Origin of the sequence: Amycolatopsis keratiniphila (assembly GCF_000400635.2) — a bacterium.
In the GTDB taxonomy this organism is placed as follows: Bacteria; Actinomycetota; Actinomycetes; order Mycobacteriales; family Pseudonocardiaceae; genus Amycolatopsis; species Amycolatopsis keratiniphila.
Genome location: NC_021252.1, coordinates 4,152,036 through 4,167,628 on the forward strand (window position 1 = coordinate 4,152,036; position 15,593 = coordinate 4,167,628).

The following is a 15,593-nucleotide window of genomic DNA, read 5'->3' on the forward strand; positions in this document are numbered from 1 at the left end:
CTTCCCGCCTAGCCTTCGCGGCCGGCCACGAGCTCGGGCTCGGGCTGCTTCTTCTTGTCCAGCTCCGAGGTCTTCGAGGTTTCCCGCATTGTGCCGTACACGATGAGCGAGACCAGGACACAGCCCGCGACGTAGTAGAAGAACACCGATTCGTGGCCCGCCCCCTTGAGCGCCTGCGCGATGAGCTCGGCGGTGCCGCCGAAGATCGCCACGGTGAGCGCGTAGGGGAGACCGACGCCGATCGCGCGGATCTTCGTCGGGAACAGCTCGGCCTTCACGATCGCGTTGATCGAGGTGTACCCGGTGACGATCACCAGCCCGGCCAGCATCAGCAGGAAGGCGAGCACGGGCTGCTTCGTCCCGCCCATCAGCGTCATGATCGGGACGGTCAGCAGCGTGCCGGCGATCCCGAAGAACATCAGCAGCGGACGGCGGCCGATGCGGTCGGACAGCTTGCCCGCGAACGGCTGCAGGATCGCGGCGACGAGGATCGCGCAGAACAGGATCAGCGTGACCGTCCGGCGCGGGATGCCCGCGGTGTTCTCCATGAACTTCTGGCTGTAGGTGGCGAAGGTGTAGAACGACACCGTGCCGCCGAGGGTGAGGCCGACGACGAGCGCGATCTCCTTGGGGTACTTGATCAGCGCGCGCAGCGTGCCCTTGTCGCCCGCGTCCTTGCCGGTGCCGGAGGCCTTGGTCTCCTCGAAGCTGGCCGACTCGTCCATCCCGCGGCGCAGGACCATCACCACGACCGCGGCGAGCGCGCCGACGACGAAGGCGATCCGCCAGCCCCACGAGGTCAGCTGCTGCTCGGTCAGCACGGCCTGCAGGAGCAACTGGAGACCCAGCGCCAGCAGCTGGCCGCCGTACAGCGTCACGTACTGGAAGCTGGAGTAGAAGCCGCGCTTGCCCGGAGTGGCCACTTCGGACAGATAGGTCGCGGAGGTCGAATACTCGCCGCCGACCGAGAGTCCCTGGACGAGCCGGGCCACCAGCAGCAGGATCGGCGCGGCGATCCCGATCGAGGCGTAGGTCGGTGTCACGGCGATCATCAGCGACCCCGTCGCCATCAACGTGACGGAAAGCACGAGTGCGCTTCGTCGCCCGAACCGGTCGGCGAACCGGCCGAGCATCCAGCCGCCGAGCGGCCGCATGAGGAAGCCGACGGCGAAGACCGCCGCGGTGCCGAGGAAGGCCGCCGTCGTGTCCTTGGTGGGGAAGAAGGACTTCGCGAAGTACGTGGTGAAGGCGGCGTAGGCGTACCAGTCGTACCACTCGACCAGGTTGCCGATCGAGCCGCGCAGCACGTTGCCGACGACTCGACGTTCGCTCACGGGCGGCATGGATTCGCCGATCCGGGTTGTCATCTTTGACCTCCTGTGTTCCGGCTCACGGTGAACAATCCGTGACCGCCGGGCAAGGTTTCGGCGCGGTTCCTAACATCCGCTTAGGACGGTCGCGGTTACCCGGAGGTAGGGGTGGCGCGGCTCCGGCGCGAACCTGGCGAGCCGATAACCTCAGTGCCGGCAGCGCGACAAGACGAGGCGAGGAGAGCTGAAGTGGGACGGTCGGTACTGGTCACCGGCGGCAACCGCGGCATCGGTTTGGCGATCGCGAAGGACCTCGCGGCGCAGGGACACAAGGTCGCGATCACGCACCGCGGTTCCGGCGCGCCCGAAGGCCTCTTCGGGGTGCAGGCCGACGTCACCGACGCCGAGCAGATCGACGCCGCATTCAAGCTCGTCGAGGAGCACCAGGGCCCGGTCGAGGTCCTCGTCGCGAACGCCGGGATGACCGACGACACCCTCCTCATGCGCATGAGCGAGGAGCAGTTCACCCGCGTGGTCGACGCCAACCTCACCGGCGCGTACCGGGTGGCCAAGCGCGCCTCCCGCGGCATGCTGCGCGGCAAGTGGGGCCGCTACATCTTCATCTCATCCGTCGTGGGCCTCACCGGTTCGGCCGGGCAGGTCAACTACGCGGCCAGCAAGGCGGGCCTCGTCGGGCTCGCCCGTTCGCTCGCGCGTGAGCTGGGCTCGCGCAACATCACCTCGAACGTCATCGCGCCGGGCTTCGTCGCCACGGACATGACCGACGAGCTCGGCGAGGACCGCAAGAAGGAAATCCTCGCCCAGGTTCCCTCCGGCCGGTACGCCGAGCCGTCGGAGATCGCCGCCGCCGTCCGCTACCTCGCCTCGGAAGAGGCGGGTTACGTCAACGGTGCGGTGCTGCCGGTCGACGGCGGCCTCGGCATGGGCCACTGACGTCCCCGTTTTCCCGTACCGATCGCAAAACCACTCCGGACTGGAGGTCCCGTGCCAGGACTGCTCGAAGGCAAGCGCCTGCTGATCACCGGCGTCATCACCGACGCCTCGCTCGCGTTCCACGCGGCCAAGATCGCGCAGCAGGAGGGCGCGAAGGTCGTGCTCACCGGCTTCGGCAGGCTGTCGCTCGTCGAGCGCATCGCCAAGCGGCTCCCCGAGCCGGCGCCGGTGCTGGAGCTGGACGTCACCAACCAGGAGCACCTCGACTCGCTCGCCGACCGCGTGCGTGAGCACGTCGACGGGCTCGACGGCGTGCTGCACTCGATCGGGTTCGCCCCGCAGTCCTGCCTCGGCGCGCCGTTCCTGGACGCGCCGGGCGAGGACGTGAAGGTGGCCGTCGACGTCTCGGCGTTCTCCTTCAAGGCCCTGGCCGTCGCGACGCTGCCGCTGCTCTCGCGCGGTTCGTCGATCGTCGGCATGGACTTCGACGCGCGCGTCGCGTGGCCCGTCTACAACTGGATGGGCGTGGCGAAGGCGGCGCTGGAGTCGGTGAACCGGTACCTGGCGCGCGACCTCGGCCCGAAGGGTATCCGGGTCAACCTGGTCAGCGCCGGTCCGATGAAGACCATGGCCGCGAAGTCGATCCCGGGCTTCTCCGAGCTGGAGGAGGGCTGGGGCGACCGCGCGCCGCTCGGCTGGGACAGCTCCGACCCGGACCCGACGGCGAAGTCCGTCTGCGCCGTCCTGTCGGACTGGCTGCCCGCCACCACCGGCTCGATGATCATGGTCGACGGCGGAGTGCACGCCCTCGGCATCTAGTTCTCGATGCGCGTGAAGGCCCCCTACCCGCGGCTCAGCCGCGGGAAGGGGGCCTTCACGCGTGTCAGGGGAGGACGGCGTTCGCGACGTGCCAGGAGTCCTCGAGCATCAGGTACTTGGTGATCCGGCCGTCGTCGTCCACCTCGAATTCGAGGCTGAACGCCGTCTGGATCACCTTGCCGGTGCTGCGGATCGTCGAGCGCAGGCGGCCGGTGGCGACCGCGTGCGGACCGTCGACGAAGACGCGCTCGACGTCGAACCGGTCTTTGACGAGCCCCTTGTCGAGCAGGTCGAAGAACTCGCGGACCTCCGCGCGGTTCCGGCGCGGGCCGATCCACGGGACCAGCTCGGTGGCGCCGGGGATGTCCCACGCGACGCTGTCGGCGAAGAGTTCCGTGGCGCCGTCAGCGTCCCCTGTGGACATTCGGCGGAAGAACTCGTCGAGGGTGGCCTTGGTTCGTTCGGACATCATTTCTCCTTACTGGGTAACGGGTTCGCGGAGCAGGCGGGTGTCGTCGGTGCGCTGGACACCGGCGGCGAAGGTGAGGGCGACGACGGTGGCGACCCCGAGCCCGACGCTCACCCACGCCACGCTCGGATAGCCGAGACCGGCGTCGATCGACTCGCCGCCGAGCCACGGGCCGACCGTGTTGCCGACGTTGAACGCGGCGGTCGTGCTCGCGCCGACGAGCGTGGGCGCGTTGCCCGCCACGGCGAAGGCGCGGACGTTCAAGGCGGGATTGACCCCGAATCCGGCGACGCCGAACAGGAACACGGCGATGATCGCGAGCGGGGTCGCCGGGCCGGAGAGCGCGAGCAGGATCAGGGCGACCAGGGCGATGGCGAGGCCGCCGTAGAGGGCCGCGAAGGGCCTCGCGTCGGCGAGCCTGCCGCCTGCGGTGATCCCGATCAGCGCGCCGAGCCCGAACAGGGAGAGCACGCCCGGCACCCAGCTTTCCGGCAGCCCGGCGACCTCGGTCAGCAGGGGCGCGAGGTAGCTGAAGGTCGCGAAGATCATCGCCTGCGCGAGCGCGATCACGCCGAGCGCCAGCCAGAACCGGCCGCCTCGGTAGAGCCGCAGTTCGGTCGCGACGTCGGTCCTGCCCTCGCCGTTCTGGGTTTCCGGGACCAGGGCGAAGACCCCGATCAGCGCGATCACGGTCAGCGCCGTGACCGCCCAGAACGCCGCCCGCCAGCCCGCGTGCTGGCCGAGGAAGGTCCCGGCGGGGACACCGGCGATGTTCGCGACGGTGAGGCCGCCGACCAGGATGGCCAGCGCGCGGCCGCGGCGCTCCACCGGGACGAGCGCGACCGCGGTGGCCGCCGCGACCGCCCAGAACCCGGCGCAGGCGACCGCGCTGACGACGCGCGTCGCGAAGAGCAGGGCATACCCCGAGCCCAGTGCGCCGACGACGTGCGAGAGCCCGAAGACGACGAGCAGGGCCATCAGGGTGGCGCGCCTCGGCACTCTCAGCGTCGCGATCGCGAGCAGGGGAGCGCCGACGACCATGCCGATCGCGAAGGCCGAGATGAGCAGCCCGGCCTCCGGGATGCCGACGTCCAGATCGGCCGCCATCCCCGGTAGCAGGCCGGTGATCATGAACTCGGAAGTGCCGAGCGCGAACACGCTCAGCCCGAGTACGCAGACCGCCAAAGGCACGGGAATTCCCTCCAGTTTTGTATCTTTCAGTCCAAAATGTGGGCAGCGTTGCGCACAAGGGTTGTTTCGGTCTACTTCGCGGCGATCGCGTCCAGCGCGATGGCCGCGACGGCCTCCATGGCCGCTCGACCGGCGCCACGACGGGACATCAGCCGGAGCCCGGCGACCGTGCTGTGCGCGAACTCGGCGACGGCGCCGGGTTCGCGACGGCCGTCGATCGTCCCGTCGAGTTGTCCTTCCTTGGCGCAGGCCGAAAGAAGGGCGAGGTGCCGCCGGGTGTCGGCGTCGATCCGCGCCTTGATCTCGGGATCGCGCTCGCCGAACTCGGCCACCGTGTTGACCACGAGGCAGCCCCGGCCGTGATGCTCGACTTCCTCGTCGATCGTGTACGCGAACAGGGCACGGAACCGCTCGACGCCGGTCCCGGATTCCCCCAGCAGGGCGGTCCTGGCCGTGATTCCGCGTTCGGCGTAGTGGTCGAGCGCGCGCATGAACAGCGCGTGCTTGCTGGTGAAGGTGTTGTAGATGCTGCTGCGGCCCAAACCGGTGGCTTCGCAGAGGGCCTGTGTCGACGTGCCCTCGTAACCGCGTGCCCAGAACGCGTCCATGGCGCGCCCGACCGCGGCGCGCTCGTCGAATTCCTTCGGCCTGGCCATGGAAGTGACCGTACCAGGTTTTGGATCGTTTGGTTCAAAATGGGCCGGGTCAGCGTGCGGGGCGCCACAGCGGCAAGATGGCAGGGTGGGTTACGACGCGCTGCTTTGGCTTTCGTTCGGTGGTCCCGAGGGACCCGACGAGGTGATGCCGTTCCTGGAGAACGTCACGCGGGGACGGGGGGTCCCCCGGGAACGGCTGCTCGAAGTCTCCGAGCACTACCAGCACTTCGGCGGGGTCTCGCCGATCAACCGGCTGAACCGGGACGCGATCTCCGCGGTCGAGAAGCAACTCGCGGCCGCCGGGATCGATCTGCCCGTCCACTTCGGCAACCGCAACTGGCGGCCGATGGTCGAGGACACCCTGGCCGAAATCACCGAGGCGGGTGCCCAGCGCGTCCTGGTGTTCCCCACGAGCGCGTACGGCGGCTATTCCGCCTGCCGCCAGTACGACGAGGACATCGAGCGTGCCCGTGCGTCGGTCGGCGACGGTGCGCCGGAGCTGGTGAAGCTGCGGCAGTTCTTCGACCACCCGCTGTTCATCGCCGCCTTCGCCGACGCCGTCCGGGCCGCGCACGCGAAACTGGGGAACCAGCCCGGGACCAGGACGGTGTTCTGCGCGCACTCGGTGCCCGAGTCGGCCGACAAGGCGTCCGGCCCGCCGTCGGAAGGCGGACGGCGTTACTCGCGCCAGATCGCCGAAGCGGCCCGGCTCGTCGCGGCCGAAGCGGGGATCGAGACCTACGACGTCGTCTGGCAGTCGCGCTCCGGCCCGCCGCAGGTGCCGTGGCTGGAGCCGGACATCGTCGACCACATCGACGCGCTGCACGAGGAAGGCGTCACCTCGGTGGTGGTCTGCCCGGTCGGTTTCGTGTCCGACCACCTCGAGGTGATCTGGGACCTCGACAACGAAGCCGCCGAGCGGGCCGCGGAGCACGGCATGGGCTTCGCGCGGGCCGCCACGCCGGACACCGACCCGCGGTTCGCCGAACTCGTCGTGGAACTGATCCGGGAACAGATCGAAGGGGCGCCGGCGCGGAAGCTTTCGTCGTTCCCGGCGGCCGGGTGCACGATCAACGGGGCGCCTTGCGCGGTGGGCTGCTGCGAGCCCGCGAAGAGGCCCGCGCGTCCGTAAGGGCTCAGCCCTCGTGAACGGAATGACGGTTCTCTTTGAGAGGTAAGTCGAACATGGCGTGATGGAGATGGTGGCGAGAGCATGCTCACCTCAGAGACCTGGCGCGCTCGTGACTGTCCACAAGGGACACATTCAGAAGCAAAATGCCCGATTTGGCCACTTTGTGCAGAGGTCGTGAGTGATTTGGGTGGTTCTAACCGTCATTATCACTCATGACCCCGTCCAGAAACGGACATAAAGGTATCAATTGGACGCCCGATCGACGCGATATGTCCCTTGTGGACACTCGGGATCAGGCCTGTCTGAATCGCCAGTCCGGACTCACGTCGCAGACCTGGTCTCAAAACGCGGCGTGTCGCCAGGTGAACCAATGGCCTGCCCCTGGCTCCGTACCGCCCACCTGTGGGCCCGGTCTGATGGACCGGAGGTCTGTCAGGGAGACTGTGGGTTAGTGCCCGCCCTCTCGACCTGGAGTCTTTTATGCCGCAAGGGACCGTCCGTTGGTTCGACGCCGAACGGGGTTTCGGCTTCCTCGCGCCCGAGGACGGCTCGCCGGACGTGTTCGTGCACGCCTCCGAGATCGTCGAGGACGGCGGCGCGAGAGTGCTCCGCGAGGGTCAGGCAGTCGTGTTCGAGGTCGGCGAGAACGACCGCGGGCCCCAGGCGCTGCGCGTTCGCGTCACCGCCGATGCGGCCACCGGCAGCACCGTGGGCCTGCTCGGCACCATCAACTGGTACGAGCCGGGCAAGGGGTACGGCTTCGCGTCGCCGGACGGCGGCGGCGCCGACGTCTTCGTGCACAGCTCCGCCATCGTGACCGGCGGCGTGGTCACCGAGGGGCAGCGGGTGGCCTTCCTGATCGTCGAAGGCGAGCGCGGCCCGCAGGCCGGGCACGTGATCCCGCTGGGGGCGGGGGCAGGCTCGCCCGCTGCGGCTGGTATCGCGGACGGTGCCGACGGCACGGTGGCCTGGTACGACGAGGACAAGGGCTTCGGTTTCATCAACCCCGACTCCGGCGCCGGGGACGTCTTCGTTCACGCCCGGGCCCTGGCCGAGGGGCTGACGTGGCTCGCGGAGGGCGACCGCGTCGCCTACGAGGTGACTAGTGGGGACAAGGGCCCGCAGGCCCGCGACGTGCACCTGGTCCGGGGTGCCGAGGCCCAGGCGGCGCCGCGGCGGTCGGCACCTGCCGGGGCCCGGGACGTGCCCGTACGAGGCGGCGAGGGCGTCGTCGCGCGCTACGACGGCGACCGCGGCTTCGGCTTCATCACCCCGGACGCGGGCGGCGACGATCTCTTCGCCCACGCGTCCGTGATCATGGGGTCGGAGCCGCTGCAGAAGGGTGACCGGGTCCGGTACGCGGTGCGTCAGAGCGACCGGGGCCCGCAGGCCGACCGCGTCGAACGCCTCTGAAGAGGCGGCCCCGCCGATGGCTGATTCACTTCCCGACGAGAGTGCGCGGACCCGGCCGAGGCGGGACTTGCCCTCAATCCCGCGCCGGGCGATACGGACCTTGATACCGCGGCGGGTCAGGTAGCGGCGGTAGTCGTAGCCCTCGTCGGCGTGCAGCTCGCCACTCACGACCACCGGTTGGGTTCCTGAAGTGCATGAAGGTCGCGTTTCCTCGGCTGAGCCGAGTGATGGGAGCTGCGGCGGACCCGACCAGTGATCTGCCATGGTCAGGCGGCGATCCTCGACAAGTGCAGATCGATCAGGGCGATGGCCTCGTCGCCGGATTGGTAGCCGAGCAACACCGCGTCACCGAGACCCGAAACCAGGGACAGCAGCAGGACGGCTTCCACGGCCGGGTCGACGGACTGAGCGAGCTCGCCGTCCGCCTGGGCGGCGGAGAGCAGGGCCGCCACCGCGTCGCGAAGCAGCCCGTGGCCGGTCCGGAAGTGACCGGCGATCTCCGGATCCTTCAGTGCGCGCACCAGGAAGGCGTTGGCGACCAGCGCGTCGTCCCGGCCCGCGTCGTCGAGGGGGAGCAAGGCGATGAGCAGGTCCCGGACACGATGCGGGGTGGCGATGCGCTCCTCGACTCCGCCTCGCAGGGTGGTCGCCGCGAAGCGCAGCATGTCGTCCCGTGACGCGAAGTAGTGCTGGACGAACCCCTTCGAGATACCGGCTTCGGCCGCGACTTCGTTCAGGCTGACCCCTTCGAGTCCTCGGTCGGCCGCGATGCGGCGGACGGCCGCGGCGATCTGCCGCCGCCGGTCCTCGTGATCGACTCGCTTGGGCACCCACTCCTCCTTTTGGCAGTCCAATCGGATTGCAAACTTCTCGCGAACCTGTTTACAATCCGATCGTACCGTAAAAGGAGGGGTGCGAATGAAGGTGGGCGGTTTCGCCTCGTCGGCGGCGCGAGCCGAGTACGAGGCCGTTTACGACCGAGGTTTGGCGGCTTTGCCCGCACCGGCCGGGGTGCACGACATCCAGACGGCGTTCGGGGTGGCGCGCGTGTACCGGTTCGGGCAGCCGGGTGGGACACCGATCGTGCTGCTGCCCGGTCGCGCGGGGACCGCGGTGATGTGGGAACCCAACCTCACGGCGTTGCTCGGGCACGGCGAGGTCTACGCGGTGGACCTCATCGGCGAGGCGGGGCGCAGTGAGCAGACCGCGCCGATTCGTGACGGCGCGGATCAAGCCGCGTGGTTGACGACGGTGCTTGAGGCACTCGACCTGACGTCCGTGCACCTGATCGGGTACTCGTTCGGTGGATGGCTCGCGGCCAACCTCGCCGTGCGGGCGCCGGAACGGCTGAGGTCGCTCACCGTGATCGACCCCGTGCTGACCTTCGGCGGGCTGACGCCGGGGCTCGTCGTCCGAGCCACCCTCGCCGCGATCCCCGGCATCAACCGATGGGCCCGCCCTTCGTTCCTCGAGTGGATTTCCGGCGGCGCGGAGGTCGACGCGACGGATCCCGTCGCGCGGGTGATCGACGAGGGGATGCGGACCTACCGCATCGCCCTGCCGTCGCCCAGGTTGTTCACCGACGAGCAGTTGCGCTCACTGCGGATGCCCGTGCTGGCCCTGATCGCCGGGCGCAGCGTCATCCACGATCCGGCCCGCGCCGCCGCCCGTGCCCGCGAGCTCCTGGCGCGCGGACAGGTCGAACTGTGGCCGTCGGCGACCCACGCCATCGCCGGCGAGTCCGCGGCCGAGGTCAACGCGCGCGTCCTGAAGTTCCTGGCCGACTGCGAAGCGGGCTCGTGACCGCGCGCGGCAAGAACCCCACGCTGTCGTTGCTGCTCTGGGACGTCGCGCTTCCGCTGGCCGCCTACTACGGGCTCCGGCTCGCCGGCCAGAGCGAGCAGATTTCGCTGCTGGCCGGAGCGGGCGTGGCCGCGGCGCGGATCGCGTGGGTCGCCGTCCGCGACCGGTCTTTCGACGGCTTCGCCGCGTTGCTTGCCGGTGTGCTCGGGGTCGGGCTCGTGCTCTCGCTGGTCACCGGTGACGCGAAGTTCCTGCTGCTGAAGGAATCCTTCGCCACCGCGACCGCCGCGATCGTGCTGTTGCTGAGCTGCTTCAGCCGCACGCCCATGGTGCTCGTCGCCGTGCGGGCCGGTTCCAGCGCGGCGAAGCGCGCGGAGATCGACCGCCTCGGCGACGCGGTCCCCGCTTTCCGGCGGGCGTTCACCCGGATGTCGGCGGTGTGGGGGATCGCGCTGCTGGTGGAGGCCGCGGTCCGGGTGCCGCTGGTCTACACCCTGTCGGCCGACGTGATGAATGCGCTCAGCGTGATCCTGCTGCTCGCCGTCATCGGGGGGCTTTCCCTATGGTCCGTCCGCTATGCCGAAAAAATCCAGAAAAGGCATATGGCGGCCACCTGAGGACCTACGGGTGCCTGTCCGCCTGCTCGGCGAACACCCGCACCGCTTCGTTGATCGCCGCGCACCGGGCGTTGCGGACGGCTTCGGTCAGCGGGCGCAAGGCCTCCGACCGCCGCAGCGCCGCCGACGAGGAGAGCGCGCCGCCCGGATCGTCGGATTCCGCGATGGCGAGGATCGCCGCGATCTCCTGGGATCGTTGAAGCACCCGAAGCGCCCGGCTGGGCATTCCGGCGGGCCAGGGCGCGTCGGTGGCCGCCCGGAGCCGTGCGGAGAGCTCGGCTCGCACCCCCGGCCGTTCGCTGGCGACGTCCAACGCCTGCAGCGCGCCCGCGCTCGCGCGGATCGCGTCGGTCAGGCCGTGTTCGGCCTCGCCCAGCGGGCGGTATTCGAGGACGCCCGGCATGGGCACCGAGTACACGGTCCAGCGCATGAGACCTTCGGCGATCGCCTCGGGGACCACGCCGTAGCCGAGATCCGGCAGCACGACGGCCTCACCGGTCCGCAGCGCGGCCTCGGCGAACGGCCCGCGGCCACCCAGCCCGCGGACGTCACCGGGCACCGGGAGCAGCAGCTGCATGCTCTTGGCCCCCTGCGCGCGCAGGGCGAGCAGCAGCTGGACGGGGGTCGCGGCCCGGTTGAACGCGAGCGGCAGGTCGAACGCCTCGGCGGCCGCCGCGTCCGCGGCGACGAAGTCGTGGGCTTCGCCCCAGACCTGCAGGGCGTCAAGGACGTCGTCGGAGGCCGCGGCTCCGTTCAGCCACGCCGAAGACCAGACCGCGAGGGTCGCACTAGGACGGCACACCGGACTGATTTTAGTCGTGCTTTCGGCGAAACCAGGAAATGGGCGGGTTAACCCCGGCTTGACTTCTCCTCTCCTCGACGTGCGGTCGGAACGGGCGGTTTCGGGTATGCGTCAAGCCTCCAGGACGGACGCCGCCGCCACATCGACCGATCTCTCGAAGATCTCTCCATCGAACGGTTGATGCGGAGCTGGAGTTGGTTCACGTCGACAGCGACCACGCCCGCGACGTAGCGTCGAACGGGTGAACGATGTTCCCGCAAACCTGCCCCGGACCGCCGGGGACCTCCGCGCGGCGGGTCACCTGCCGCGGTCGATCAACCAAGAACTGCACGACAACCTGCTGGCCAAGCTCCGTGCCGGCGAAGACGCCTGGCCCGGGATCGTCGGCTTCTCGCGCACCGTGCTGCCCCAGCTGGAACGCGCGCTGCTGGCCGGCCACGACGTCGTCCTCCTCGGCGAACGCGGCCAGGGCAAGACCAGGCTGCTGCGTACCCTCGCGGGACTTCTCGACGAATGGACGCCTGTCATCGAGGGTGCCGAGCTGGGCGAGCACCCGCTCGACCCGATCACCCCGGAGTCGCGCCGCCGTGCCGCCGAACTCGGCGACGCCCTCCCGGTGACCTGGCGCCACCGGGACGAGCGGTACACCGAGAAGCTGGCCACACCGGACACCTCGGTCGGTGACCTGATCGGCGACGTCGACCCGGTGAAGGTCGCGGAAGGCCGCAGCCTCGGCGATCCGGAGACCATCCACTTCGGACTCGTCCCGCGCGCCCACCGCGGCATCGTGGCGATCAACGAGCTGCCGGACCTCGCCGAACGCATCCAGGTCGCGTTGCTGAACGTGATGGAGGAACGCGACATCCAGGTGCGCGGTTACACCCTGCGCCTGCCGCTGGACGTGCTGCTGGTGGCGACGGCCAACCCGGAGGACTACACCAACCGCGGCCGCATCATCACCCCGCTCAAGGACCGGTTCGGCGCCGAGATCCGCACCCACTACCCGCTCGACGTCGAGGCGGAGATCGCGGTCGTCCGGCAGGAGGCTCATCTGGTCGCCGAGGTCGGCGAGCCGCTGCTGGAGGTGCTCGCGCGGTTCGTGCGGAATCTGCGCGAGTCGCCGGCGATCGACCAGCGGTCCGGGGTTTCGGCCCGGTTCGCCGTCGCGGCGGCGGAAACGGTCGGCGCCGCGGCGTTGCGCCGCTCCGCGCTGACCGGTGAGGAGCCCGCGGTGGCGCGCCCGGTCGATCTCGACGCCGTGCCCGCCGTCCTGCGCGGCAAGGTCGAATTCGAGCCGGGGGAGGAGGGGCGCGAGACCGAACACCTCGTGCACCTGCTGCGCCGGGCGGTCGCGGAGACGGCCCGCTCACGGTTCGCCGGTCTGGACCTGCTGCCGCTGGCCGACGCCGTCGAGTCCGGGCATCTGGTGGCCACCGGGGAACGCGTGCCCGGCAAGGACGTCCTCGCCGCGCTGCCCGAACTGCCGGTGCTGCACGACGTCGCGGCGCGTGCGGGTGTCGCGCCGGACGAACCGGCGGGGCGGATCGCGGCCGCGGTCGAACTGGCGCTGGAATCCCTGTTCCTGTCGAGGAGACTCGCCAAGGACTCGGACGACTCGACCACCGTCTACGGCCGATGAGCTTCCTCCCGGAGGGCTACTCGTACGGGCCGTGGCACGACGGCCCCGATCCGCTGGCGCCGCCGGCCGACCTGCGCGACGCGCTCGACGAGATCGGCCGCGACGTCATGGCGGGCGCCTCGCCCCGATCCGCGCTCGAAGAGCTGTTGCGGCGCGGAACACCTCGCACCGCGGGGCTCGACGAGCTGACCAGGCGGCTCTGGCAGCGCCGGTCGGAGATCCAGCGCAGGCACCGGCTCGACGGCACGCTCCAAGAGGTCCAATGGCTTCTCGACCAGGCGCTGGAGGCCGAGCGGCGCGAGCTGTTCCCCGACCCGGACGACGACGCCCGGTTCCGCGAGGCACAGCTGGACGCGTTGCCGCCGGGGACGGCCGCGGCGGTGCGCGAACTCGCCGAGTACGACTGGCGTTCGCGGGAGGGCAGGGAGAACTACGAGAAGATCCGCGATCTGCTCGGCCGTGAGCTGCTGGATTCCCGGTTCGAAGGGATGAAGGAGGCACTGCGGAACGCCGGGCCCGAACAGGTCGAGCAGGCGAACCGCATGCTCGCCGACCTCAACGACCTCCTGGCCGCGCACGCCCAAGGCCGCGAGGACGTCCCGGAGCGGTTCGCGGAGTTCATGCGTCAGCACGGCGAGTTCTTCCCCGAGAACCCGAAGAACGTCGAGGAGCTGATCGACGTCCTCGCCGCCCGTGCCGCGGCCGCGCAGCGGATGCTGAACTCGATGACTCCCGAACAGCGGGCCGAACTGGCCGAGCTGTCACAGCAGGCGTTCGGCGACCCCAGGCTCGCGCAGCAACTGTCCACTTTGGATGCTCAGCTGCGGGCGCTGCGGCCCGGTGAGGATTGGACGTCTTCGGAACGGTTCCGCGGCAACGATCCGATGGGCCTCGGCGAAGGTGCCCGGGCGATGTCCGATCTCGCCGAGCTGGACGCGCTGGCCGAACAGCTCGGCCAGTCGTATCCCGGCGCCAGGCTGGAGGACATCGACGTCGACGCGCTGAGGCGCCAGCTCGGGCCGGAAGCCGGCGTCGACGCGCGGCGGCTGTCCGAACTGGAACGCGAACTCCGGCGGCAAGGGCTCTTCGAACGGGCTCCCGATGGCACGCTTCGCCTGTCTCCGAAGGCTTTGCGCCGACTGGGCGAGACCGCGCTCGCGGACGTCGTGAACTCGCTGCGCGGGAAGACCGGGCAGCGGGAGACCGAGTCCGCCGGCGCCGCGGGCGAGCCGACCGGGGCGACCAGGCCGTGGCGGTTCGGGGACATGCAGCCGTGGGACGTCTCCAGGACGGTCCGCAACTCCGTCCTCCGCTCGGTTTCGGTGGGGGAGCGATCGGTCCGGATGGACGTCTCCGACGTCGAGGTGATCGAGACCGAGCACCGGTCGCGCGCGGCGGTGGCGCTGCTCGTGGACACCTCGTGGTCGATGGTGCAGGAGGGCCGCTGGCTGCCGATGAAGCGGACGGCGCTCGCGCTGCACCAGCTGATCAGCACCCGGTTCCGCAACGACGCTCTCCAGCTGATCACCTTCGGCCGGTACGCCACGTCGGTCGAACTGGCCGAACTGGTGGGCCTGGAAGGCGCTTGGGAACAGGGCACCAACGCCCACCACGCCCTGCTCCTGGCCGGACGGCATCTGCGGCGGCATCCCGACGCGCAGCCGGTGGTCCTGATGGTCACCGACGGCGAGCCGACCGCACACCTGGAACCGGACGGATCGGCGGAATTCGACTACCCGCCTCAGCCGAGGACACTGCTGAAGACCTTGTCCGAAGTGGACCGGATGGCGAAGCTGGGTGCGTCGGTGACGGTGTTCCGGCTCGGGGACGACCCGCGGCTGACGGAGTTCGTCGACCTGCTCGCCCGCCGCTCCGGCGGCCGGGTGGTCGCTCCGGACCTCGACGGGCTCGGTGCCGCCGTGGTCGGCGACTACCTGCGGACGAGGAAGCGCTGAACTCGCCTACGCTGGCCCGATGGGGTACTCGGTCGGGAAGGTCGCGGCGCTCTCGGGCGTCACCGTGCGCACGCTGCACCACTACGACGAGATCGGCCTGCTGTCCCCGAGCGGGCGGACGGCGGCGGGGTACCGCAGCTACAGCGACGACGACCTCGACCGGCTCCAGCGCGTCCTGTTCTACCGGGAGCTCGGGTTCGGCCTCGACACGATCGCGAAGATGATCGAAGACCCGGGTGTCGACGCGCTGGAGCACCTGCGGCGTCAGCGCGCGTTGCTCGCCGAACGGATCGGCGAGCTGACGCGGATGGCCGAATCCGTCGAGCGGGTGATCGCGGCGAAGGAGGTCGGGAACGCGCTGACCCCGGAGGAGCGGTTCGAGGTCTTCGGCGAGTTCCGCGAGCCGGAGGGCTACGCGGAGGAGGCCGTCCGTCGATGGGGTGAGACGCCGCAGTGGCGGGCGGCGGCCGTGCCGCGGTCCAAGGAGGACTGGATCGAGGCGGAGAAGGTCCGGGAGGACTGGGTCCGGCGGCTGCTCGCCGTCTTCGACTCCGGCGCGCCCGCCGTCAGCGTCCCGGCGATGGACCTCGCCGAGGAACATCGCCGGATGCTCGCGGAGTTCATGGGCGACTGCGACCTCGCCACGCACCGTGAGCTCGCCGGGCTGTACGCGACCGAACCGGTCCAGCTCGGCTTCCTGGTGCGTGAGCCGGACCAGCGGCCGGGCCTCGGCGAGTACATCCGGGACGCCGTCAACGCCAACGCGGACCGGGCCGCCGGATAGCGATTCCGGTTACTCCGGCCGTGTTCGTCTCCCACCGGGCGGGAACGGC

The 15,593-nt window shown here is 70.1% G+C and carries 15 protein-coding genes and 1 pseudogene; 9 read left to right on the forward strand and 7 right to left on the reverse strand.

The window, feature by feature from the left end; genetic code table 11:
* Positions 1-8: 8 nt before the first annotated feature.
* Entirely contained in the window at positions 9-1,367 is a 1,359-nt protein-coding gene (locus tag AORI_RS59855; protein ID WP_016334124.1) for an MFS transporter, read from the reverse strand.
* A gap of 192 nt (positions 1,368-1,559) precedes the next feature.
* Between AORI_RS59855 and fabG the strand changes: the two genes are divergently transcribed.
* Entirely contained in the window at positions 1,560-2,264 is a 705-nt protein-coding gene (gene fabG / locus AORI_RS59860; protein ID WP_016334125.1) for a beta-ketoacyl-ACP reductase, read from the forward strand.
* Positions 2,265-2,315: 51 nt separating this feature from the next.
* The gene (fabI, locus tag AORI_RS59865; RefSeq protein ID WP_016334126.1) at positions 2,316-3,083 is read left to right on the forward strand and encodes an enoyl-ACP reductase FabI; all 768 of its coding nucleotides are present in this window, start codon (positions 2,316-2,318) and stop codon (positions 3,081-3,083) included.
* A 64-nt stretch (positions 3,084-3,147) separates the two neighbouring features.
* Here the strand turns inward: fabI and AORI_RS59870 are convergent, their stop codons facing one another.
* The 3 genes from AORI_RS59870 to AORI_RS59880 all read right to left on the reverse strand — a co-directional run bounded on the left by AORI_RS59870 (position 3,148) and on the right by AORI_RS59880 (position 5,399).
* The gene (locus AORI_RS59870) at positions 3,148-3,552 is read right to left on the reverse strand and encodes a nuclear transport factor 2 family protein (protein WP_016334127.1); all 405 of its coding nucleotides are present in this window, start codon (positions 3,550-3,552) and stop codon (positions 3,148-3,150) included.
* Between the two features lie 9 nt (positions 3,553-3,561).
* Positions 3,562-4,743 (reverse strand): Cmx/CmrA family chloramphenicol efflux MFS transporter, encoded by a 1,182-nt coding sequence (locus AORI_RS59875; protein WP_016334128.1) that lies wholly within the window; start codon positions 4,741-4,743, stop codon positions 3,562-3,564.
* Between the two features lie 71 nt (positions 4,744-4,814).
* On the reverse strand, positions 4,815-5,399 hold the full coding sequence (locus AORI_RS59880; protein ID WP_016334129.1) for a TetR/AcrR family transcriptional regulator: 585 nt from the start codon (positions 5,397-5,399) through the stop codon (positions 4,815-4,817).
* Between the two features lie 85 nt (positions 5,400-5,484).
* On the opposite strand from AORI_RS59880, the gene AORI_RS59885 reads away from it, so the two are divergent.
* Both AORI_RS59885 and AORI_RS84720 read left to right on the forward strand, forming a co-directional pair.
* Positions 5,485-6,531 (forward strand): ferrochelatase, encoded by a 1,047-nt coding sequence (locus AORI_RS59885; protein WP_016334130.1) that lies wholly within the window; start codon positions 5,485-5,487, stop codon positions 6,529-6,531.
* A 480-nt stretch (positions 6,532-7,011) separates the two neighbouring features.
* On the forward strand, positions 7,012-7,944 hold the full coding sequence (locus AORI_RS84720) for a cold-shock protein (RefSeq protein WP_016334131.1): 933 nt from the start codon (positions 7,012-7,014) through the stop codon (positions 7,942-7,944).
* A 45-nt stretch (positions 7,945-7,989) separates the two neighbouring features.
* On the opposite strand, the pseudogene AORI_RS83385 reads toward AORI_RS84720, so the two are convergent.
* A pseudogene (locus tag AORI_RS83385) lies at positions 7,990-8,106 on the reverse strand (IS5/IS1182 family transposase); the annotation flags it as partial.
* A gap of 104 nt (positions 8,107-8,210) precedes the next feature.
* A complete protein-coding gene (locus AORI_RS59895) occupies positions 8,211-8,774 on the reverse strand; it encodes a TetR/AcrR family transcriptional regulator (RefSeq protein ID WP_016334132.1) in 564 nt (187 codons plus the stop codon).
* Positions 8,775-8,862: 88 nt separating this feature from the next.
* Here AORI_RS59895 and AORI_RS59900 point away from each other — a divergent pair, with 88 nt between their 5' ends.
* Both AORI_RS59900 and AORI_RS59905 read left to right on the forward strand, forming a co-directional pair.
* Positions 8,863-9,747 carry an alpha/beta fold hydrolase gene (locus AORI_RS59900; protein WP_016334133.1) on the forward strand — a complete coding sequence of 295 codons (885 nt, stop codon included), beginning with the start codon at positions 8,863-8,865 and terminating at the stop codon, positions 9,745-9,747.
* Entirely contained in the window at positions 9,744-10,364 is a 621-nt protein-coding gene (locus AORI_RS59905; RefSeq protein ID WP_016334134.1) for a VC0807 family protein, read from the forward strand. Before AORI_RS59900 ends, AORI_RS59905 begins: the two co-directional genes overlap by 4 nt.
* Positions 10,365-10,368: 4 nt before the next feature.
* On the opposite strand, the gene AORI_RS59910 is transcribed toward AORI_RS59905, so the two are convergent.
* Complete coding sequence (locus AORI_RS59910; protein WP_016334135.1) at positions 10,369-11,166, reverse strand: hypothetical protein; 798 nt, start codon at positions 11,164-11,166, stop codon at positions 10,369-10,371.
* Between the two features lie 241 nt (positions 11,167-11,407).
* Here AORI_RS59910 and AORI_RS59915 point away from each other — a divergent pair, with 241 nt between their 5' ends.
* Genes AORI_RS59915 through AORI_RS59925 form a run of 3 tightly spaced genes read left to right on the forward strand, consistent with a single transcriptional unit; the run spans position 11,408 to position 15,544 of the window.
* Positions 11,408-12,805 (forward strand): ATP-binding protein, encoded by a 1,398-nt coding sequence (locus AORI_RS59915; RefSeq protein WP_016334136.1) that lies wholly within the window; start codon positions 11,408-11,410, stop codon positions 12,803-12,805.
* The gene (locus AORI_RS59920) at positions 12,802-14,760 is read left to right on the forward strand and encodes a vWA domain-containing protein (protein WP_016334137.1); all 1,959 of its coding nucleotides are present in this window, start codon (positions 12,802-12,804) and stop codon (positions 14,758-14,760) included. Before AORI_RS59915 ends, AORI_RS59920 begins: the two co-directional genes overlap by 4 nt.
* 19 nt (positions 14,761-14,779) lie before the next feature.
* On the forward strand, positions 14,780-15,544 hold the full coding sequence (locus AORI_RS59925) for a MerR family transcriptional regulator (protein ID WP_016334138.1): 765 nt from the start codon (positions 14,780-14,782) through the stop codon (positions 15,542-15,544).
* Positions 15,545-15,593 lie beyond the last annotated feature (49 nt).